The organism is Streptomyces sp. NPDC021224, from assembly GCF_044332905.1.
Taxonomy (GTDB): Bacteria; Actinomycetota; Actinomycetes; order Streptomycetales; family Streptomycetaceae; genus Actinacidiphila.
The window spans coordinates 1,126,978-1,146,223 of the sequence record NZ_JBIRPW010000001.1; the positions used below are offsets into that span (position 1 = coordinate 1,126,978).

Consider the following 19,246-nt stretch of genomic DNA (forward strand, 5'->3'; position numbering starts at 1 on the left):
GGGATCACGGGGGTAGGCTCGCCTGCGGCTGGGGAGCTGACGTGATCAGGGGTTTGCCGTGTACGTGACGCCGGAGCCGTCCTCGCCGGTCTGGTACGACCGCCCCGCCGCACGCTGGGTCGACGGGCTGCCCGTCGGCAACGGGCGGCTGGGCGCGATGATCTGGGGCCCGCCGCACGAGCAGCGGCTCTCCCTCAACGAGGACACCTTCTGGTCCGGCCCGCCGCCCGCCGGGCACCCCGCTGTGCCCGCGGGGCTCGTCGAGGACGTCCGCGCCGACCTGCGCGCCGGGCGCCACACCGCCGCGGGCGAGCGGCTGAAGGCGGCGCAGGGCCGCGGCGCGGAGGCGTACCAGCCCGTCGGCGACCTGGTGCTGCGCGTCACGGGGCCGGGCGGCGCGCCCTTCCCGTTCCGCTTCCGCGAGCTGGACCTCGACACGGGCGTGGCCCGGCACGTCACGGACGGCGTCGAGCAGACCGTCTTCGCCGACACCGCGACCGGGCTGCTGGTCATCGATCTGCGGGCCGCCGCGGGGCGCCTGTCCGCCGAGCTGAGCTGGCGCACCCCACAACTGCGCCATGCCGTACGGGCCGTGGACGGCGACGGGCTCGCGCTGCTGCTGCACGCCCCCTCGCATGTCGGCGACGACGCCGAGCGCCGCCCGGTCGTCGAGCACGGCGACACCGGCATGGCGGCGGCCGCGCTGGCCCGCGCGTCCTGCGAGCCGGGCGAGGGCGCCGGTACGGTCGAGGTCGCCGACGGGACCCTGCGGGTGCGGGACGCCGCGCGGTGCACGATCCTCGTCGACGTCCGTACCGGCTTCACCGCCTGGAACCGGGCCCCGCGCACCGACCCCGGGGAATGCCTCGCGCGCGCCGCCGAGGCCGTCGCCCTGGCCCGGGGCCGTACCGATCTGCTGCCCGTGCACGCCGCCGAGCACTCCGCCGCCATGGGCCGGGTACGGCTGCGGCTCGGCACCCGACCGGCGGACGCGGCCCCGCTCGACGTACGGCTACGGGCCTCCGACGCCGGACCGCGCGACGAGCAACTCGCCGCTGTCCTCTTCGACTTCGGCCGCTACCTGCTGCTCGCCTGCTCCCGCCCCGGCACGCAGGCCGCGCACCTCCAGGGGCTGTGGAACGACTCCGTCACCCCGCCCTGGCACTGCGACTACACCGTCAACATCAACACGCAGATGAACTACTGGCCCGCGGAATCCACCGCCCTGCCCGAATGCCACGAGCCGCTGCTCGACCTGGTCGCCGACCTCGCCGACGCCGGGCGCGAGGTCGCCCGCGAGCTGTACGGGGCGCAGGGCTGGACCGTCCACCACAACACCGACCTGTGGCGGGCGACATGGCCGGTCGGCGGCGGCAACGACGACCCGATGTGGTCCAGTTGGCCGCTCGGCGGCGCGTGGCTCAGCCTCCACCTCGCCGAGCACTGGCGGCACGGCCGCGACCGCCGCTTCCTGCGCGAGCGCGCCTGGCCGGTCGCCGCCGAGGCCGCGCGCTTCCTGCTCGGACTGCTGCACGAGGACCCCGACGACCCCGAGGGCCACCTGATCAGCGCCCCCGCCACCTCGCCGGAGAACCGCTTCGCGACCCCCGACGGCCCCGCGTCCGTGGACCGCTCCACCGCCATGGACCTCACCCTGGCCCGCGAGCTGTTCGGCTTCCTCACCGAATCCGCCGCCGAAGCGGGTCCCGCCGCCGACCCCGGCCTGGTCGCCGCGCTCACCGCCGCCCTGCCGCGGCTGCGGCCGCTCGGCGTCGGCAGCCGCGGTGAGCTGCTCGAATGGCACACCGAGCGCCCCGAGACCGAGCCGCACCACCGGCACGTCTCGCACCTGATCGGGCTCCACCCCGGCCGCACCTTCACCGACCCGCGGCTGCGCGCCGCCGCCCGGCGCAGCCTGGAGCTGCGCGGCGACGAGGGCACCGGCTGGTCCACCGCGTGGAAGACCGCGCTGTGGGCGCGGCTCGGCGACGGGGCCGCCGCGCACCGCCTGCTCGGCGTGATGCTGCGGCCCGTCGAGGCCGACGCCGACGGGGGCGGCGTCTACCCCTCGCTGCTGTGCGCCCACCCGCCCTTCCAGATCGACGGCAACTTCGGGGCCACGGCCGCGATCGCCGAGATGCTGGTGCAGTCGCGCGGCCCCGACCTGCTGCTGCTCCCCGCATTACCGCCCGCCTGGCCGGACGGCGCGGTCAGCGGGCTGCGCGCCCACGGAGCCGTCACCGTCGAGCGCCTGACCTGGGCGGACGGCGCCCTGACGGCGGCGACGCTGCGGGCCGCCCGCGACACCACCCTCACCGTCCGCTGGCCCACCGCCCACCGCACGATCAGCCTGCGCGCGGGCACCCCGTACGACGTCACGCCGTGAAAGCGGCGGCAGTGTGCCCGGCTCGCCCTTCCTGCGACGGCAACTCGCCTACGCTGACCGCTATATGACGGATCGGCAGTGACGACGGCGCCGCTGCTCAGCGCGCCCCTCCCCGGGACGGCCGGGGGAGGGGCGGGCGGTGCCCCGCAGCGAAGGGATGCACGCATGTCCGAGGACCTGGCCCGGCCCGACGTCGAGGACGCGGACGGGCGACCGCCGCTGATCGACACCAGCGTCGCGCACTCCGCGCGCGTCTACGACTTCATCCTGGGCGGCAAGGACAACTACCAGGTCGACCGCGAGGCCGCCGAGCAGATGCTCGCCGGCTGGCCGAACCTGCGCACCTCGATGCGGGAGAACCGCAAGTTCATGCACCGCTCCGTGCGGTACGCCGCCGAGCAGGGCATCGACCAGTTCCTCGACATCGGCACCGGCATCCCGACCTCGCCGAACCTGCACGAGGTCGCGCAGGCGGTGAACCCCGCCGCCCGGGTCGTCTACATCGACAAGGACCCGATCGTCTTCGTGCACGCGGCCGCCCGGCTCACCGGCACCCCCGAGGGCGACATCGCCTACCTGCGCGCCGACATGCACGACCCGGACGCGATCTTCGCCTCCCCCGAGGTCACCGGCACGCTCGACCTCGACCGCCCGGTGTCGCTGTCCCTCATCGCCGTCCTCCAGTTCGTCCTGGACAAGGAGGAGGCGTACGCGCTCGTCCGCCGCTACCTCGACCGGCTCGCCCCCGGCAGCATGCTCACCATCACCACGGTGACCACCAACACCGACCCGGACGACGCGACCACCGTCACCGCCGAGTACACCAAGCGCGGTCTGCCGGTCCGCGACAGCTCCCGCGCGGACGTCGAACCCTTCTTCGCCGGGCTGGAGTTGACCGACCCCGGCGTCACTCTCATCCACCGCTGGCTCCCCGAGCCCGGCACGGAGGACGCCGTCCGGGACGACGAGGTCGCGATGTACGCGGGCGTGGCCCGCAAGCCGTAACTCACCCCCGCCGTCCCACTGTTCGCCCCGCGTCCGATGCGCGGGGCGTCCGCGTCCCTACGGCTGCGGGAAGAGCTCGGCGCTCACGATGCGGCCGCCGCACGGGGCCTCGGTCACACCCCAGTGCGCGCACAGCGCGTCCACGAGCAGCAGCCCCCGCCCGTCCACGTCCCCCGGCCCGGGCTCGCGCCGCTCCGGCCGGTCCGGCGTCCCGCCGTGGTCCTCGACCTCCAGCCGCACCCGCACCCCGTCGAAGTGCACCCGGCACTCGAAGACCGGACTCGCGGTGTGCCGCACGGCGTTGGTCGTCAGCTCACTCACCAGCAGGGCCGCGGTCTCCACGGTGTCCCCGTCGCACCCCGCCCCACCCAGGTACGCCCGCACCCGCCGCCGCGCCACGGCAATGGCCTCCCCGCGCGCGGGAAGCGTGAACCCCAGCCCCGCCGTCATCCCGCCCCCGGGGCGGAAAGCGGACGCCGTCGCCGTACCGGACGATCCGATACCGGACCGCCGCGGGATGTCGTTGCTCGGTAAGGCCACGGTGTGCGTTCCTCTCAACGGGAGGCGTACGTGCCAGGCGTTCGGGCGGCGCGCGGTGACGCCACGTCACTATATGCCCATGGGCAACGCAAGTTGGCAAGGAACACTGTGTAATTTGCAGATCCGGAAGTCCAGGATGTGTCCCGGCGGACCGTTGTCCGGGCGTTTCCGGTAGGGGTGGGCGGAATGCGGCCGGACGGCCCGGGGCGCGGTGCGCCCGAGGCCGCCCGGCCGGGGGTCCTACAGGACGATGCACTTGTCCGGTCGCATCACCAGGGATATGTCCGCCGTGCCCCGGACCACGGTTACCGTCGGCAAGGAGCCGGACACGGCAGCTTGACTTGCCTCCGGCATATGCGGAATGCTGGCGGGCGTCGAAGGAGCGAGCTGCGACGGTGCCGCGGAGGCGGTCTGTCCGGCGGCCATCCATGCGAGGCAGCAGACGGCGGACGCGACGGCGACTCTGGTGCAAGTGGCTTTCACGGGTGTTCCTGTCGAGCGAATTTCGGATAGTGGCCGCACTGTTGCACCGGTTCTGCGCGCGCGTGCGCGGGGAACGGGGTGCATTTCGGGTGCGTGGCATGCTGAACAGCCGTTCCCGACCCGCCCATTGGTGCGGGTCAGCGAACGTATTGGATCATGCCAGATGCCGCCGTAGCTCCGTCAATCGCTGGCCAATATTTGCCGTTTCGCGATGCCCTTGTGCTCGTGCGGTGTCGAACGCCTGTTGTAAAAGCGTGTAGGCCTCGCGCGGTAGGCCGGACCTCCGGTGAACCGTGGCCAGGAGAATTCCGCTCTCGACGGTTTCGTCGAGATCCTGCGTTCTGACCGCCATGGTCAGTGCGGCGCGCAGGTGCTGGGCGGCGGCATCGAGCCGTCCCGCCTCGAAGTCGACGTGGCCCAGCCCGCGCAGGGCCTGGATCTCCTGGTGCGCCGCGCCGATGCTCCGGGCGAGGCGGAGGGCCGCCGAGTAGCACGAGGAGGCCTGGGCGTGGTCGGCCTGTATGCGCATCGCGCCCCCCATGCTGATGAGGGTGTCGGCCTCGCCCTTGCTGTCGGCCATGGACTTGTAGACCGGAAGGGCCTCCTGGCACAGCGCCAATGCCGCGGACGTTTCCCCCAGTTCCGTGAGGAGATCGGCGAGGCTGCTGCGTACCGTGGCCTGCGCGTGTCGATTGCCGATACGGTCCAGCAGGGTGATCGATTCCTCGAACGCGTCCCGGGCGAGATTCAGCTCGCCTTTTCTGTGCAGCAGGTCGCCGATGTTGTTCATGACCACCGCTGCGAATTTGTCGTCCCCGAGTTCGTCGAAACCGTTCCGGGCCCGCTGGAAATGCTCCAGGGCGCGGTCGTTGTCCCCCAGGTAGAGCCGCGCCACGCCGAGGTTGTTGTGCAGGCGAATAACCAGTTGCGCGTTTCCGGAATGCGTCGCGGAGACAAAAGCCCGCTGGTAGTACCTGAGGGCGTCCAGATGTTCCCCCCGATGCCAGTGCATCGAACCCACCGCCCGGAGGGCCTCCGCCTGGGCCGCCGTGTCCGCCAGTTCCACCGCCAGGTCGAGGGCGCGGCGGGCGGCGTCGGCGGCGCGGTCGTACTGGCCCGTGCTGGCCAGGGCGTCGGAGAGGCGGAGGAGGGCACGGCAGAGGTGGGCGGTGGGGGCGTCCGGGGGCCACCGGGTCACCGCGCGGGTGAGGAGGTCCACCGCGGTGGGCCAGTAGCACTCCGCGTTGAGGTATCCCGTGAGGGAGAAGGCGAGTTGGGCGGCGAGTCCGGCGTGGCCGCGCGCCAGCGCCATACGTTCCACCGCGAGGATGTTCTCCCGTTCCGCCGCCAGCCAGGCAATTGCCGAGGGGGCGTCGGCGAAGATCGCCGGGGATGCCGCACCGTCCTCCGATTCGGCGGCCTCGCGTCGGTACGCGACGCGATCCGCCTGGTCCACCATCTGGACGTAATAGTTGATCAGCCGTAAGGCGATGTGCTCGCGCAGCGGCTCGTCGTCCTCGCACGTCACCAATTGCACGGCATATTCGTGCAGAAGATCATGAAACGAACACCGTTCGGCGACCGGTTCGCGCAGCATGTGCGCGGAGAGCAGTCCCTCGATGAGTCTTTCCGCGTCGCCCGGCGCGATGTTGAGGATCGCCGCGGCCACCGGGACGGTGATGTCCGGGCCCGGGTGGAGGCTGAGGCGGCGGAAGGCCTGGCGTTGGGGGAGGGGGAGGCCCAGGTAGGAGAGCTGGAAGGCGGGGCGCAGGGCGGCGCCGTCCGCGTCGTGGATCTGGTCGAGGCGGTCGGGGCCGGTGAGGCGGTCGTGGAGGGTGGCGAGGGTCCAGGCGGGGCGGCCCTGGAAGCGGTTGGCGACGAGTTCGATGGCCAGCGGCAGCAGGCCCGCGAGGTGGACGATGCGGTCGACCGCCTCGTCGTCGGAGGTGCGGTCGTCGCCGGCGAAGCGGCGGAAGAGGGCGGCGGCGTCGGCGGGCGGGAGGACGTCGAGGTGGAGGGCGCGCGCGGCCGGGAGGCCGGTGAGGTGGCGGCGGCTGGTGAGGATGATGAGGGAGGGCGTGCCGTGCGGCAGCAGCGGGCGGACCTGGTCGGCGTCGGCGACGTCGTCGAGGACGACGACGGCCCGCCGCCGTTCCAGCGTCGTACGCCATAACTCGGCCAGTTCGCCGACGTCGAGCGGCAGTTCGGCGGACGGGGTGCCGAACTCCCGCAGCAGGCGGGTGAGGGCGTCGGCGGTGGTCATGGGTTCCTGGACGGCGGAGTGGCCGCGCAGGTCGAGGCACACGCAGCCGTCGGGGTAGCGCGGGGCGAGGGCCAGCGCGCTCTGCACCGCGACGGCGGTCTTGCCGATGCCGCCCATGCCGCTGACCGACTCCAGGGCCACCACGGCGCCCGCCGTGCCGACGGTGGCGGTGAACGCCGAGGTGAGCAGGCGCAGTTCGTCCTGGCGTCCGATGAGCGGCGGCTGGTTCGGCAGGCTGCGCGGGACGTGCCGGGCGGCGGTTTCCGCGGGCGGTCCGGGCGGTCCGGGGGGTGCGGCGGCCGGGACCGTGGGGCGGGGGGCGACGGCCTCGTGGATCAGGTCCGTGACGGGGACCTGGCGCAGCACGCCGACGTGGATGCGTTTGAGGGCGTCCCCGGGGTGCGTCCCGTACTGCTCCATGAGCAGGTGCCGGGCCCGGTCGTAGACGCGCAGGGCGTCGGTGTAGCGCTCGCTGCCGTAGTAGGCGAGGGTGAGCAGGCCGAGGAGGGTCTCGTCGTCGGGGTGCTCGGCGACGAGCTGGTCGAGGTCCGGGACGAGGGCGCGGTAGTGGCCCAGGCGCAGGTCCAGGGAGATGCGGGAGACCGCCGCGGCCAGCCGCCGTTCGCCGAGCGAGCGCCGTACGGTCTCGGGCCACAGGCCGGTCAGGCCCGTGAGGGCCTCGCCCTGCCAGAGGTCGTCGGCCTCGCGGTAGAGGCGGAGCGCGGTGGTGTCGTCGGCCTGGGCGGCGTGGCGCAGCAGGTGCTGGAAGCGGTGCCAGTCGACGGTCGCGGGGTCGGCTTCGAGGACGTAGGTGTGGTCGCGGCTCGCGATGCGCGGGGCGTCGGGGGTGCGGGCGGCCTTGCTCAGCCGGCCGCGCAGCCGGGAGACGTAGGAGTGGGTGTTCTCCCGTGCGCGGGGCGGGGCGACACCGTCCCAGAGGCGGCCGATGAGGGTGTCGATGGGGACGGCGCGGCCGACGTCGAGCGCGAGCGCGGCGAGGACGGTGCGCTCCTTGGGTGAGCCGAGCGCGAGGGGTTGTCCGCCGGTGTGCACCGCCACCGGTCCGAGCAGTCGGAAATCCACCAGCGCCCGCCTTCCCCCGGCTGGCCGTCCTTCATTCCCCGCTGGTTCTCCTTGATGATGAGCATGACACGAACGTGCGAATGGTCACCAGAGACCGTGGACGGGCTGGCCGAATCGCTGCTGCGGGCCGCCCGGGCGTGCGTCTCCTGTGCGCCGTGCGCGCGTTTGGCATATGCGCGGCGCACATGCGCCGTGCGGGCCGGATCGCCGGCGGGCCGACAAGGGGGCGCAGATGGACCGTTCGCCGTACGAGACCCACCGCAACAGCATCGCGGGAGATGCCCAGCTCGGGGGGCCCGCGATACAGGCCAGGGACATCCACGGCGGAGTGCATCTGCACGCACCGGCGCCGCGCGCGGTGCCGCGGCAGTTACCGCCTGTTCCCGGCCATTTCGTGAACCGCCGGGCCGAACTCGCCGACCTCGACGCGCTGGTGGCCCGGCGCGGCGGCGCGGCCGCGGGCGCGGTACCGCTGATCGTCGTCAACGGGCCCGCGGGCGTGGGCAAGACCACGCTCGTCTCCCGCTGGCTCGGCGGCCGCGCCGCCGACTTCCCGGACGGCCTGCTCTACGCCGACCTGCGCGGCCACACCACGGAGGGGGCCGCGCCGCCCGGCGAGGTCCTGGGCCGCTTCCTGCGCGCGCTGGGCGCCGCGGCCGTACCCGCCGACCTCGCCGAGCAGACCTCGGAGTGGCGCACCCGCTGCGCGGGCCTGCGCGTCGCGGTGCTGCTCGACAACGCCTTCACCGCCGCGCAGATCCGCCCGCTGCTGCCGGTGGGCCCGGGCAGCGTCGCCGTCGTCACCAGCCGCAGCCGGCTCACCGGACTCGGCCTGGACGGCGCCGCCTTCCACCGCCTGCACGGCATCGGGCGGGCCGACGGGGTGGAGTTGCTCTCCCGCGGCATCGGCGCCGAGCGTGTCAGCGGCGAGATCGCCGACGCCCGGCGGATCGTGGACCTCTGCGCGGGCCTGCCGCTCGCCGTGTGCCTGGCCTCCGCGCGGCTCGCCTCCCGCCCGCGGCAGCGCGTCGCGGCCCTCGCCGACGCCCTCGCCCCGGACGCGGACGGCCTCGCCGCCCTCGACATCGAAGGAGAGACCACCGTGCGCAAGGCCCTGGACGCGACCTACGGCAGCCTCGGCCCGGACGCCGCGCTCCTCTACCGCCGCCTCGGGCAGCTCCCGCTCGCCGTCTTCGACCCGCCCACCGCCGCGGCCGCGTGCGCCCGCCCGCAGCGCTGGGCCGAGGACCGCCTCGACCAGCTCACCGAGGCCAACCTGCTGGAGGCCACCGGTCCCGAGCACGGCGGCCGCAGCCCCGGCTACCGCTTCCACGACCTCGTCCGCGTGCACGCCGGAGCGCTCGGCGCCGCCGACACCGCGGACGGCGGCCCCGACACGACACTGCGCCGTGTGTCCGACTGGTACCTGCACACCGCCACCGCCGCCCAAGCCCGCCTGACCGCCGTGCAGTTGGTGCTCCCGCGCGACTACGTCCACCCGCCCGCACACCTCCCGCCGCCCTTCACCGACGACCTCGGCGCGACCCGCTGGCTCGACACCCGCCGCCACGACCTCATGACCCTGCTGCGGACCGCCGCCGCCCGCGGCTGGCACGCCCTCGCCTGGCAGACCGCCGACGCGATGTGGCCGCTCTTCCTGCGCATGCGCCACTACGACCTGTGGATCGAGGCGTACGACATCGGGCTCGCCGCCGCCCGCGCCGACGGCGACGCGCGCGCCGAGCGGCAGATGCTCAACTCCGGTGCCATCGGCCTCAATGCCGCCCGCCGCTTCGACGCCGCCATCGCGCGCTACGAGGAGTCGCGGCAGGCCGCGCACACCGCGGGCGACGTCCGCGACGAGGGCCAGGCCCTGCTCGGTATCGGCCGCTGCCACCGGGAGGCGGGCCGTCCCGAACAGGCCGTGCCGTACCTGGAGGAGGCCATCTCCCTGTGGGAGCAGTGCGGTTACCCGCGCGGGACGGCCCTGGCCCGTACCGTCCTCGGCGAGATCGCCCTCGCGGAAGGGGACGCGACGCGCGCCGCGGAGTGCTTCGCGCGGGCCCGCGCCGTGCACACGTCGGTCGGCGACACGCACGACGCCGCACGCAACCAGGCCCTGCTGGGGAGGGCCCGCGCGCGGGGCGGCGACCACCCGGGCGGGGTGGCGGACATGGACGGCGCGCTCGCCGTCTTCACCGCGTCCGGGGCGGCGCACTGGCAGGCGCGCACCCTGGAGATGCTCGGCGACAGCGCCCGCGAGCGCGGCGACCACCTGGCGGCGGCCGCCCTGCACTCGCGGGCGCTGGCCTGCTACGAGCTCACCAGCCCCGCGGACGCCGGCCGGCTGCGGGACGCCCTTCCCGCGCAGCCCCGGCCCGCGGCACCGGCAGCAGCGGACCCGGCCACGGATGCGCCCGCGCCCGCCCGGGCGGCCGCGCCGCCTGAAGCGGGTCCGGGGGCGGGGCCTGGCGCGGATCCGGATCCGGCTGTGGCGTCGGGCGGTTCGCCGGACGGTCCGCCGGATGGTCCGCCGGATACGCGGGCGGACACGGCGCCGGGCGGTCCGTCGGGCGCGGCGCCGTACAGCCCGCCGGACAGCCCGCCCCGCACGCCTCCGGGTACGGCCCCCGGCAGTCCGTGACGGTCACCGCCGCCGCGGCCAGGCCGCGCAGCGTCGCGCCCGGCACGAGGACGAGGCAGGCGTGCAGGCACGACGGCAGCAGCGGGTGCTGCCCCGGGCCCCGGGCCGGGCCTGGGCCCGGCGGCCCCAGGACGAGCGGGCCCGGGTGCGCCGCCCCGGCCACCGCCCAGCCGCCCTCGGTGAGCGGGACGGCGGCGAGCGCTGCGCCGGGGTGCCGGACCAGCGCCGTGGCGAGCCACGCGCGGGCTTCGGCCGCCGTGCGGAGGCGGCTGCCGGTGAGCACGTCGGCGTAGGCGGCCGCGGCACTGCCCGGCCGACTGTCGGTGTCGAGGACGAAGTGCTCGTCGAGCGCGGCCGGGCGCCGGCGGGGCCCGGCGGGGTGCGCGCCCGCCGTCCCCGGCGCCCCCGCCGCCCCCGGCGTGGCGGTGAGCGTCACCCGCCGCACCCCCCACCGCAGGGTGACCGTCAGCCCGCCCGTGGCCGGGGCGGCGGCCGTGCCCGGCGGGTGGCGGCGTACCGTCACGAGGCCGGTCATGCCGACCTCCGGTCGGGGCCGCCCACCAGGGTCTGCCAGGGCGGGGGCACCGGCAGCGGTTCGGTCACCGCGGCGTGGGCGGGTTCGCCCAGGTTCAGCAGCCGGTAGAGCAGGGTGCGCATGTTGCGGACGAAGCGGCCGGGCTCGGAGGTGATCCGGGCCGCGATGGCGGCCCGTTCGGTGTCCCGCCGCTCGGCGGCGGCGTAGGCGAGCTGGTCGACGAGCGGGTGGCTCGGCGACAGCGCGGGGACGGTCCGGGCGAGCGCGGCGGCGGGCGAGGCCGGGTTGGTCTCCTCCGTGGCGGGACCGGCGAGCAGCAGCGCGGCCTTCGTCAGGGTTCCGTACAGCGTGACCGATCCGTGGTCGCCGATGATGCAGTCGGCGGCGACGAGCACGCTGCGCCAGTCCGCGTCGGGCGGCACGAGGGCGATGCCCGCCCGCCGGCAGCTCGCCATCCATGAACGTACCTGGTAGGCGCCGTGCCCCGAGTACACGTTGGGGTGCACGAGGATCGCCACCCGGTGCGACTCGCGCGGCAGTTCGCCGAGCAGCCGGGGCAGCAGCGCCTCGAAGCGGCTGAAGGACGACCACGGCCCCCACGTGGACGCGGCCACCACGAGCTTGCGGCCCCCGGTGAGACCGAGCGCGCGGCGGAAGCGCCCGCGCAGCGGCAGGCTCGCGACGATCCGGTCGTGCACCGGGTCGCCGACGACCCGTGCCAGCGGCAGCGCCTCCGGGCACTGCCGCCGCAGGTCGCGCAGGTCGGCGCGGTGCGGAAGGACGACGGCCGCGGGCAGTTTCCCCGCGGCCGTCAGGTCCACCCGGCGCAGCCCCGCCACCCCGGGATCGTTCGTCCCGAGCACGCGTTTGAGGTAGGCGGCGCCGTGCGGCATGGTCACCAGCGGTGCCCGGATGCCCTCGACGCCGATCCGCCCCGCGGCCAGCGCGAGGTCGAAGTCCATCTGCAGGGCCTCTTCCCACGGGATGACCGCGCATCCCATGCGGGCGAGGAAGGCCGGTACCTCGTCCCCGAACACGTGCGGCGGCGCGGTGAAGACCGCCTGCACCCTGAAGTCCCCGTCGATCACGGACAGCACGTCCATGAGACGTTTGGCGTAGGTGACGGTCTGGGTCACCACCAGGATCCTCTTGCACCCGACAACCGTCAGATACTGGCGCGCTCCGGCGCCCGGTATCCTCCCGACCGGTCGTAACGCTGACACGAAATCCCCCAGGATTTGTCTGTCTGCCGCGGGCGGCGGTCCGCCGCCCGCACCTGGTGACGGGATGCCCGAGCGGGTGGACGGAATCCTGCCGGGACCCTTGCAGGAAGCTTGCAGAAGCCTGGATGTGCGGCCGGAGCTTCCCGTTCCGTGAGCACGCGACGCGCCGATGGCCGGATTCGCACGTCAGAACGGCCTGATCCCTCGTTCGTGAGTTTCCGCCGCAGGCCGTGACGTCGCGGGCCGACGCTCGTGACAGCGGCATCTGGCATGTGCCGCCCGGGAGTTGCGAGCCCACGGGGGTTGCGATGGCGGAACGGTCGGCAATGCGGGCGGGGTTGGACGGGCAGGCGGTGCTGGTGGCCGCCGGGGTCGCCGATGTGGCGCTCGGGGCACTGGGCGCGGCCGTCGGGGCCCTGCGGGATCTGCTGGGGCGCGCGGACGGCCCCGAACTGGCCGAGCAGGCGGGGCAGGATCTCGCCGCGCGCGGCCGGCTGGCGCTCGACCGGCACGTGCACGTACCGCCCGCGCATCTGGAGGTGCTGGCCCGCAACTCGCGGGCGGCGGCGCGGGAGGAGGCGGCCGCACGCGGGTCGGCCGCACGCGGGTCGGGCGTACGCGTGTCGGGCGTACGGGAGACGGCGGTACGGGACGGCGGTGGCGGCGGTGCCTGAGCGCTGGGAGCCCGCGGCGTTCAAGGCCCGGGTGGACGACGTGCTGCACGACTTCGTGGGGGCCGAGGCGGGCCAGCTCGCCGCCATCGACCCGCAGTTGGGGCCGGTCGCCGAACAGGTCGCGGCCGCCGCCGTGGACGGCAAACGGCTGCGGGCCGCCTTCTGCTACTGGGGCTGGCGGGGCGCCGGGCAGCCGGAGAGCGACGCGCTGCTGCGGGCCGCCGCGTCCATGGAACTCGTGCACGCCGCCGCCGTCGTGCACGACGACCTCATCGACGACAGCCCGCTGCGGCACGGCCGGCCCACCGCGCACATCGCGCTGCGCCCCGCCGTCCGCGGCCGCCCCGGCGCCCCCGCGGCCGCGCGCTCGCTCGCGATGCTGGTCGGCGACCTGCTCATGGCACTGGCCGGGCAGATGTTCGCCACCAGCGGGCTGCCCGCCGCCTACCTCGCGCGGGCCCGCCCGCTGTGGGCGGTGATGGCGCGCGAGCTGATCGCCGGGGAGTGCCTGGAGATCCTGCGCACCGGCGCCGCCGCCGACACCGAGGCCTCGCTGAAGGTCGTGCGCTACAAGACCGCCAAGTACACGGTGGAGCACCCGCTGCTGATCGGCGGCACGCTGGCCGGTGCGGGCGGGCGGCTGCGCGCGGGCTACTCGGCGTACGCGCTGCCGCTCGGCGAGGCCTTCCAGCTGCGCGACGACCTGCTCGGGATCTTCGGCGACCCGGACCGTACCGGCAAGAACGGCGCCGACGACGTACGCGGCCGCCGCCCCACCGCGCTGCTCGCGCAGACCTGGCAGCTCGCGGGCACCGCCGACCGGGCGCGGCTGCGCGCCGCCCTCGGCCGCCGCGGGCGGGACGCGGGCGCGGCCGCGCTGGACGCCGTCCGCGAGGTCATGCGGCGGCTGCGGGCGCCCGAACGGGTCGAGGAGATGATCAGCGCGCGGGTGGCCGCGTCGCTGGAGGCGCTGCGCGGCCTGGACATCCCGGCGTACGCGTCGGGCGCGCTGACCGCGCTGGCCCGCTCGGCGACGGAACGCACGGCCTGACCGGCCCACCCGGCTCCCTTCCTGCCCGGCTCCCTTCCTGCCCGCCGCACGACGACCCCCGCCGCACGACGACCCCGCCGCCCACGACCCCGCGCGTGCGATCCGCGCGCCCAGCCGAGGAGGCCGCCATGACCGCCACCGACGACGACACCTCCATGGACGCCCTGCTGCACGCGGGCGACGAACTCGCCGACGCCACCGTGGCCGCGCTCTTCGAACGCGGTGAGGTCGGCACCTTCAACACCCTCATGCGGTACGTCTCCACCGCCGGATCACCGCTGCCCGACGGGCTCCCGGACGTCGCGCGCGACTACCTGGAGGCCACCCGCGTGCCGCCGCCGTGGGTGGACTGGAGCGTGATGGAGCGGGCGCGGCTGTTCTTCATCGACAACAACGTCCACATCTCCACCGCCCTGTCCTTCGCCTCCATGCCCGCCTGTTACGTCGTGCCGCGCGTCGCCCGGCTGCTCTCGACGACCCACGGACTCAGCTACCCGTCCAAACGCATGGCGGAGACCGGGCAGTTCACCGTCCACCTGATGCAGCCGGACGCCTTCGAGGCGGGCGGCAGGTTCGTCCCCGCCGCGCAGAAGGTACGGCTCCTGCACGCGTCGATCCGGCACCACCTGCGGCGCGACGGCCACTGGGACACCGCCGAACTCGGCACGCCCATCTGCCAGCAGGACATGATCGGCGGGCAGATGTTCTTCTCGCTGCTGGTGCTCGACAGCCTGCACCGGCTCGGGATCCACATGACGCAGGAAGGCGCGGAGGCCTACTACTACGCGTGGCGGGTCGTCGGCGCGATGCTCGGCGTCGACCAGGACGCGGTGCCCCGCACGCTGGACGACGCACGGGACTTCCTCGACCGCTACATGGTCGCGAACATGGGCCCGTCCGAGGAGGGCGCCCACCTGACCCGCCAACTCATCGACCTGTACGAGGAAGTGGTGCCCGGCACCCTCCTCGACCCGCTCGTCTCCGCCCTCATCCGCTACCTCGTCGGCGACACCTGCGGCGACTGGCTGCGCGTCCCGCGCACCCCCTGGGACACCGTCGTCCGCGCCGTCCCGCACCTGCTGAACGTCCTGGAGACGATCGAGGACCGCTCGCCGCTCGGCGCCTGGGCGCTGGACCGGCTCGGCCACCTCACCACGGCCCTGGAGCTGTCCTCCCTCACCCGCGGCCGCGTCATGCACTACGCCATCCCCGAGGAACTCCGGAAGGACTACGGCGTGTCCGACGCCGTCCCGCGCACCCGCCGCTGGACACCCCCGCCCGCCTCCGTCGGCTGAACCGGCGCCGCGCCCCGCGCGGTTCGCACCCGGAGTGCGTGGCCGGGCATCTAGAGTGAGGACGAGGATCTTGAGGGCGTGCCCCGCGCTGCCGGGGCGGCCGCGGACGGCGGGAGCGGAGTCGCGATGACAGTGGAACTGCCCGCCGCACCACGCCCGTTCGTCGACCGCGACGAGGAGCGCGCCCGCGCCGAACGGGCCGCCCTGGAGGGCGCGGGCAGCGGCCGGGCCGTCGCCCTGTCGCTGAGCGGGCCGCCCGGCGTCGGCAAGAGCGCGCTCGCCTACCGCATCGGCCGCGCCCTGCACGACGGCGGCGGCTACACGCACGTGCTGGCCGTCGATCTCGACGACTACCGCGGCCCGGACGGCTGGCTCGACACCGGCGACGTGCTGACGCAGCTGCTGGAGTCGCTGGACGTCGAACCGCAGTCCGTGAAGACCGCGTTCGCCGCCCGCCGCCGCCAGTACCGGGCCGTGACCGCGCGCTGCCGCGTCGTCCTGGTGCTGGACAACGCGCGCTACGGGTCCGAGGTCGCCGACCTGCTGCCCGCCTCCGACGGCGTGCTCATCACCACCGGCCACCGCCCGCTGCACGACCTCGACGGCGGCGCGGGCCTCGACCTGCCGGTCGGGCCGCTCGACGAGACCGCCGCCCGCGAACTGCTGGAGGGCATCGTCACCGACGGCCGCCTCGCCGCCGAACCGGACGCGGTGGAGGCCCTGGTGCGGCTGTGCGAGGGCTCGCCCTCCGCGCTGCGCATCGCCGCGTGCACCCTGCGCCGCAACGGACTGCGCCCGCTGACCCGGCTGCTCGGCGAGGTGCGCGGCGTCCTGGACGAGGAGGTCGCGCCCGTCGTCGACCGTGTCCTGGACGTCGGTTACGGCGAACTGTCGCCCGAAGCGGCGGAGTTGTACCGGCTGCTGCCCTTCCACCCCGGCCCCTCCTTCACCCGCGCGTCCGCCGCGGCGCTGCTCGGCCGCGGGGCGGACACGTCCGACAGCGCGCTGGAGGAGCTGCACGCACAGGGCCTGGCGGACGTCCGCGAGGCCTTCCGCGACCCCGCGGCGCGACTGCGCCTGTCCTACGCCCGCCGCGCGCATGCCCGCCGTACCGCCGACTCGGTCCTCACCGCGACCGGCCCGCAGGACCGCGCCGCCGCGCTGCGCCGCTTCCTGCGCTGGCAGAACCGCCAGTGGCAGCAGGCCGACCTGCTCCTCGCGGGCCCCCGGCTGCGCGTCCAGCCCCTCGCCCCGCAGGAACCCGGCGCCCCGGACGTCCTCTTCGCCGTCCAGGCCACGGGCGAGGGACCGGGGGCGGCGCGCGTGACCGGCGTCGTACCCGCGCCCGTGCCCGGCGAGCGGTCCGACGGCGTACGGGCACCGTCGCAGTGGATGTACGAGGACCGGCACGTCCTCTTCGCCGCCGTGCGGCTCGCCCACGCCGTGGGGGAGGACGCGCTGTGCGTGGCCCTGTGCGAGAGCGCGTGGACGTACGCGCAGGACCACCCGCCGAAGGCGGACCTGCTGGACGTCTTCCGGCTCGGCCGCGACAGCGCGCTGCGCGCCGGCGACCTGCACGGCGCGATCCGTATGCGCTGCCAACTCGCCCGCTGGCTCTGGCCGTCCGACCCGGACGCCGCAGAACCGGAGATGGCCGCCGCGCTCGCCGCCGCCGAACTCCTGCCCGCAGACCCGGAATCGGTCAAACTGCGCGCCTCGGCGTTGGAATTCCGCGGCATGCTCGACGCCCGCAAGGGCGACCTCGCCTCCGCCGCCGGGCGCTACGCCGAGTCGCGCACCCTCCAGGCGTCCATCGGCAACACCTACGGTGTGCTGCTCCAGGACTACCGCCTCGGCCAGACCCTCGCCGAACTGGGCGACGTCGCCCAGGCCGAGGAACTGCTGACCCGCGCGCACGCCGCGGCCCTCGCGGACGGGCGGCGCGACCGCATCGCCGCCCGCACCGGCTTCGCCCTGGCCCATCTGCTCGCCGCCCACGGGGAACCGGACCGGGCCCGCGCGCTCTACCAGGAGTCGCTGGCCGGTGCCCGCCGCCGCGGCTCGGACTTCGACCGGGCCCGCGTCCTCGACGCCCTCGCCGCCCTGGAGGAGCGCTCCGGCCGCCCCGCCGAAGCCGCCGCCCACCGCACCGAGGCCGCCGCGATCCGGCAGCGCAACGGGCTGGAGTAGCCGCCGCCGGGCGGCATACGCGGGCCGCTACAGGACGTATCCGGCCTGCTCCGGGAGCGCGGGGGTCAGGGTGAGGCGGAAGGCGCGCCCGCCGATCAGGCAGTGGTACGTGCCCGGGTGCAGTGCGGCGGCCGGTGACGCGGGGGCCGCGTGGACGGCGGACAGGGCCGCCGCCGGGTCCGGGTGGACGACGCGGCCCGCGTGCGCCGCGGGGGCGGCGCGCAGCGCCCACACGGCGGGGTCGTCGCGGCGGCGCAGCACGCACGTGCCGTCCGGGAGGATCGCCGCCGCCGTGCGGCAGCCCGTGTAGTCGTCGAGCACGGCCCCGGTCCAGCCCTCCGCCGTCCAGCTCTCCCGGTACGGACCGGGCGCGGGCGCCGCAGCCCGGCGGTAGAGCAGGCCCGCGGTCCGCGCGAAGTGCTCGCCCGCGCTGCCGTGTTCGACGGCCAGATGGTGCCCGGCGGGCCCGAGCCCGGCGGGGAGGCGCTCGACCCGCAGCCCGTCGGGCCCGCGGTGGACGTGCACGTCGAAGGCCGCCGGGAGGCGGGACGGCGGCGCGGGCGGCGGCAGCGGCCGGGCCCGTACGGCGCCCGAGGGCGGGTCGAGGCCGAGCAGCGTGTACAGCTCCGTGCGCAGCCGGGGGAGGGAACTGCCGAGCCGGTCCGCCGCGAAGGCGGAGCCGGCCGCCCGCCCGGCCGCCCCCGGCTCGTACGCGGCGAGCGCGGCGGGCAGGTCCGCGGCCCGCGCCAGCCGCGGGACCCCCGCGAGCAGGACGTCGATCGGGCTGCCGGGTATCACCTCGCCCCCGCCGTCGCACGCGGCGAGCACCGGGCGTTCCGGGCCGCCCGCCGCGAAGTAGAGGGCGACGGAACCGTGGTCGGTCACCAGGACGTCGGCGGCGACGAGGACCGCCGCCCACTCCTCGTACCCGGCGCTGACCGCCAACCCGGCCGCCCGCGCGGGGGCGAGGCGCTCGGCCAGCTCGAAGTCACCCAGCACGGCCCGCTCGTTGGGGTGGACGACGAGGGCGAGCTGGTACGCGTCCACCGGCAGCGCGGCCGCCAACCGCGCGGGCAGGTCGGGGCGTCGGCGCAGCAGCGAGTGCGGGCCCCACGTGGAGGCGAGCACCACGAGCCGCCGCCCGCCCGTGCCGAGCGCCCGGCGGTAACCGTCCCGCAGCGAGCGCGAGGCCAGGATCCGGTCCAGCGTCGGGTCGCCTACGACGGTGGCCCGCGGGGCGGCATGCGGTGCGGAGGCGGCGAGTTGGGCGATCTGGTCGGGGTGCGCGAGGGCATGCAGCACCAAGTGCTCGTCGTACGGCGGCAGATACGCCGGGTCCAGGCCGGACGCGGTCATGGCCGAGCCCTCCGCGGGCACGGCCTTCCCGAACCCCGCCCCGTGCGGCAGCAACACCCGTTTGCCGGACAGCAGTTGGAGGGCGCCCTTGGGACTCGCGGTGAGGATCAGGTCGTACGGCCGCCCGCACGCCTCCTCCCACGGCACCGTCCGCCCACCGGCCGCTCCGACCGCGGCGAGCGCGTCCGTACCGAAGGCGGAACCGGGCACGAGCGTGAAACGCCGGGTGATCCGGGCGTCACCCTCGAAGACCGGCAGCACGTCGAGCAGGCGGTACATGGCGACGTCCGACCGCGCGGCCAGCAGCACCGTCCTCATGCCCCGTCGCCCGTCGCCCGTCGCCCGTCGCCCGTCGCCCGTCGCCCGTCGCCCGTCGCCGCGATTCTCCACTGTAGAGCCGCAGCTGCGTCCGCGCTGGCGTTTCCGCTGATCAGAGGCGGCTTCGCGGGCGGTACGGAGGACATGGCCCGATCGTAACGCGCGGCCCGCACCGGGCGCGGTGACCTGCGGGGAAGCCG

General features: G+C 75.2%; 11 protein-coding genes. 7 read left to right on the forward strand and 4 right to left on the reverse strand.

The window, feature by feature from the left end; genetic code table 11:
• The first annotated feature begins 58 nt into the window (after positions 1-58).
• On the forward strand, positions 59-2,386 hold the full coding sequence (locus tag ACH4PY_RS05015) for a glycosyl hydrolase family 95 catalytic domain-containing protein (RefSeq protein WP_398175946.1): 2,328 nt from the start codon (positions 59-61) through the stop codon (positions 2,384-2,386).
• A gap of 165 nt (positions 2,387-2,551) precedes the next feature.
• Positions 2,552-3,391, forward strand: coding sequence for an SAM-dependent methyltransferase (locus ACH4PY_RS05020; RefSeq protein ID WP_398175948.1), 840 nt, complete (start codon positions 2,552-2,554; stop codon positions 3,389-3,391).
• A 57-nt stretch (positions 3,392-3,448) separates the two neighbouring features.
• Here ACH4PY_RS05020 and ACH4PY_RS05025 read toward each other — a convergent pair whose 3' ends face one another.
• The gene (locus tag ACH4PY_RS05025; RefSeq protein WP_398175949.1) at positions 3,449-3,931 is read right to left on the reverse strand and encodes an ATP-binding protein; all 483 of its coding nucleotides are present in this window, start codon (positions 3,929-3,931) and stop codon (positions 3,449-3,451) included.
• 637 nt (positions 3,932-4,568) lie between these two features.
• The gene (locus tag ACH4PY_RS05030) at positions 4,569-7,760 is read right to left on the reverse strand and encodes an AfsR/SARP family transcriptional regulator (protein WP_398175951.1); all 3,192 of its coding nucleotides are present in this window, start codon (positions 7,758-7,760) and stop codon (positions 4,569-4,571) included.
• Between the two features lie 232 nt (positions 7,761-7,992).
• Between ACH4PY_RS05030 and ACH4PY_RS05035 the strand changes: the two genes are divergently transcribed.
• Positions 7,993-10,404 (forward strand): ATP-binding protein, encoded by a 2,412-nt coding sequence (locus ACH4PY_RS05035; protein ID WP_398175953.1) that lies wholly within the window; start codon positions 7,993-7,995, stop codon positions 10,402-10,404.
• 531 nt (positions 10,405-10,935) lie between these two features.
• Here the strand turns inward: ACH4PY_RS05035 and ACH4PY_RS05040 are convergent.
• Positions 10,936-12,075 (reverse strand): hypothetical protein, encoded by a 1,140-nt coding sequence (locus ACH4PY_RS05040; RefSeq protein WP_398175955.1) that lies wholly within the window; start codon positions 12,073-12,075, stop codon positions 10,936-10,938.
• Between the two features lie 413 nt (positions 12,076-12,488).
• Here ACH4PY_RS05040 and ACH4PY_RS05045 point away from each other — a divergent pair, with 413 nt between their 5' ends.
• The 4 genes from ACH4PY_RS05045 (at position 12,489) to ACH4PY_RS05060 (ending at position 17,372) form a co-directional block, all read left to right on the forward strand.
• On the forward strand, positions 12,489-12,836 hold the full coding sequence (locus ACH4PY_RS05045) for a polyprenyl synthetase (RefSeq protein ID WP_398175957.1): 348 nt from the start codon (positions 12,489-12,491) through the stop codon (positions 12,834-12,836).
• Entirely contained in the window at positions 12,829-13,887 is a 1,059-nt protein-coding gene (locus ACH4PY_RS05050) for a polyprenyl synthetase family protein (protein ID WP_398176100.1), read from the forward strand. Before ACH4PY_RS05045 ends, ACH4PY_RS05050 begins: the two co-directional genes overlap by 8 nt.
• A 128-nt stretch (positions 13,888-14,015) precedes the next feature.
• Complete coding sequence (locus ACH4PY_RS05055) at positions 14,016-15,182, forward strand: oxygenase MpaB family protein (RefSeq protein WP_398175959.1); 1,167 nt, start codon at positions 14,016-14,018, stop codon at positions 15,180-15,182.
• 126 nt (positions 15,183-15,308) lie between these two features.
• Positions 15,309-17,372: a hypothetical protein gene (locus tag ACH4PY_RS05060; RefSeq protein ID WP_398175961.1), complete on the forward strand. Its 2,064-nt coding sequence runs from the start codon at positions 15,309-15,311 to the stop codon at positions 17,370-17,372.
• A 27-nt stretch (positions 17,373-17,399) separates the two neighbouring features.
• Here the strand turns inward: ACH4PY_RS05060 and ACH4PY_RS05065 are convergent, their stop codons facing one another.
• Positions 17,400-19,046 (reverse strand): translation initiation factor 2, encoded by a 1,647-nt coding sequence (locus ACH4PY_RS05065; RefSeq protein WP_398175963.1) that lies wholly within the window; start codon positions 19,044-19,046, stop codon positions 17,400-17,402.
• Positions 19,047-19,246: the final 200 nt, after the last annotated feature.

Coding starts and splice junctions, on each gene's coding strand:
- ACH4PY_RS05020 (WP_398175948.1), top strand. CDS start 2,552: ATGTCCGAGGACCTGGCCCGGCCCGACGTCGAGGACGCGGACGGGCGA.
- ACH4PY_RS05035 (WP_398175953.1), top strand. CDS start 7,993: ATGGACCGTTCGCCGTACGAGACCCACCGCAACAGCATCGCGGGAGAT.
- ACH4PY_RS05045 (WP_398175957.1), top strand. CDS start 12,489: ATGCGGGCGGGGTTGGACGGGCAGGCGGTGCTGGTGGCCGCCGGGGTC.
- ACH4PY_RS05055 (WP_398175959.1), top strand. CDS start 14,016: ATGACCGCCACCGACGACGACACCTCCATGGACGCCCTGCTGCACGCG.
- ACH4PY_RS05060 (WP_398175961.1), top strand. CDS start 15,309: ATGACAGTGGAACTGCCCGCCGCACCACGCCCGTTCGTCGACCGCGAC.
- ACH4PY_RS05065 (WP_398175963.1), bottom strand. CDS start 19,046: ATGAGGACGGTGCTGCTGGCCGCGCGGTCGGACGTCGCCATGTACCGC.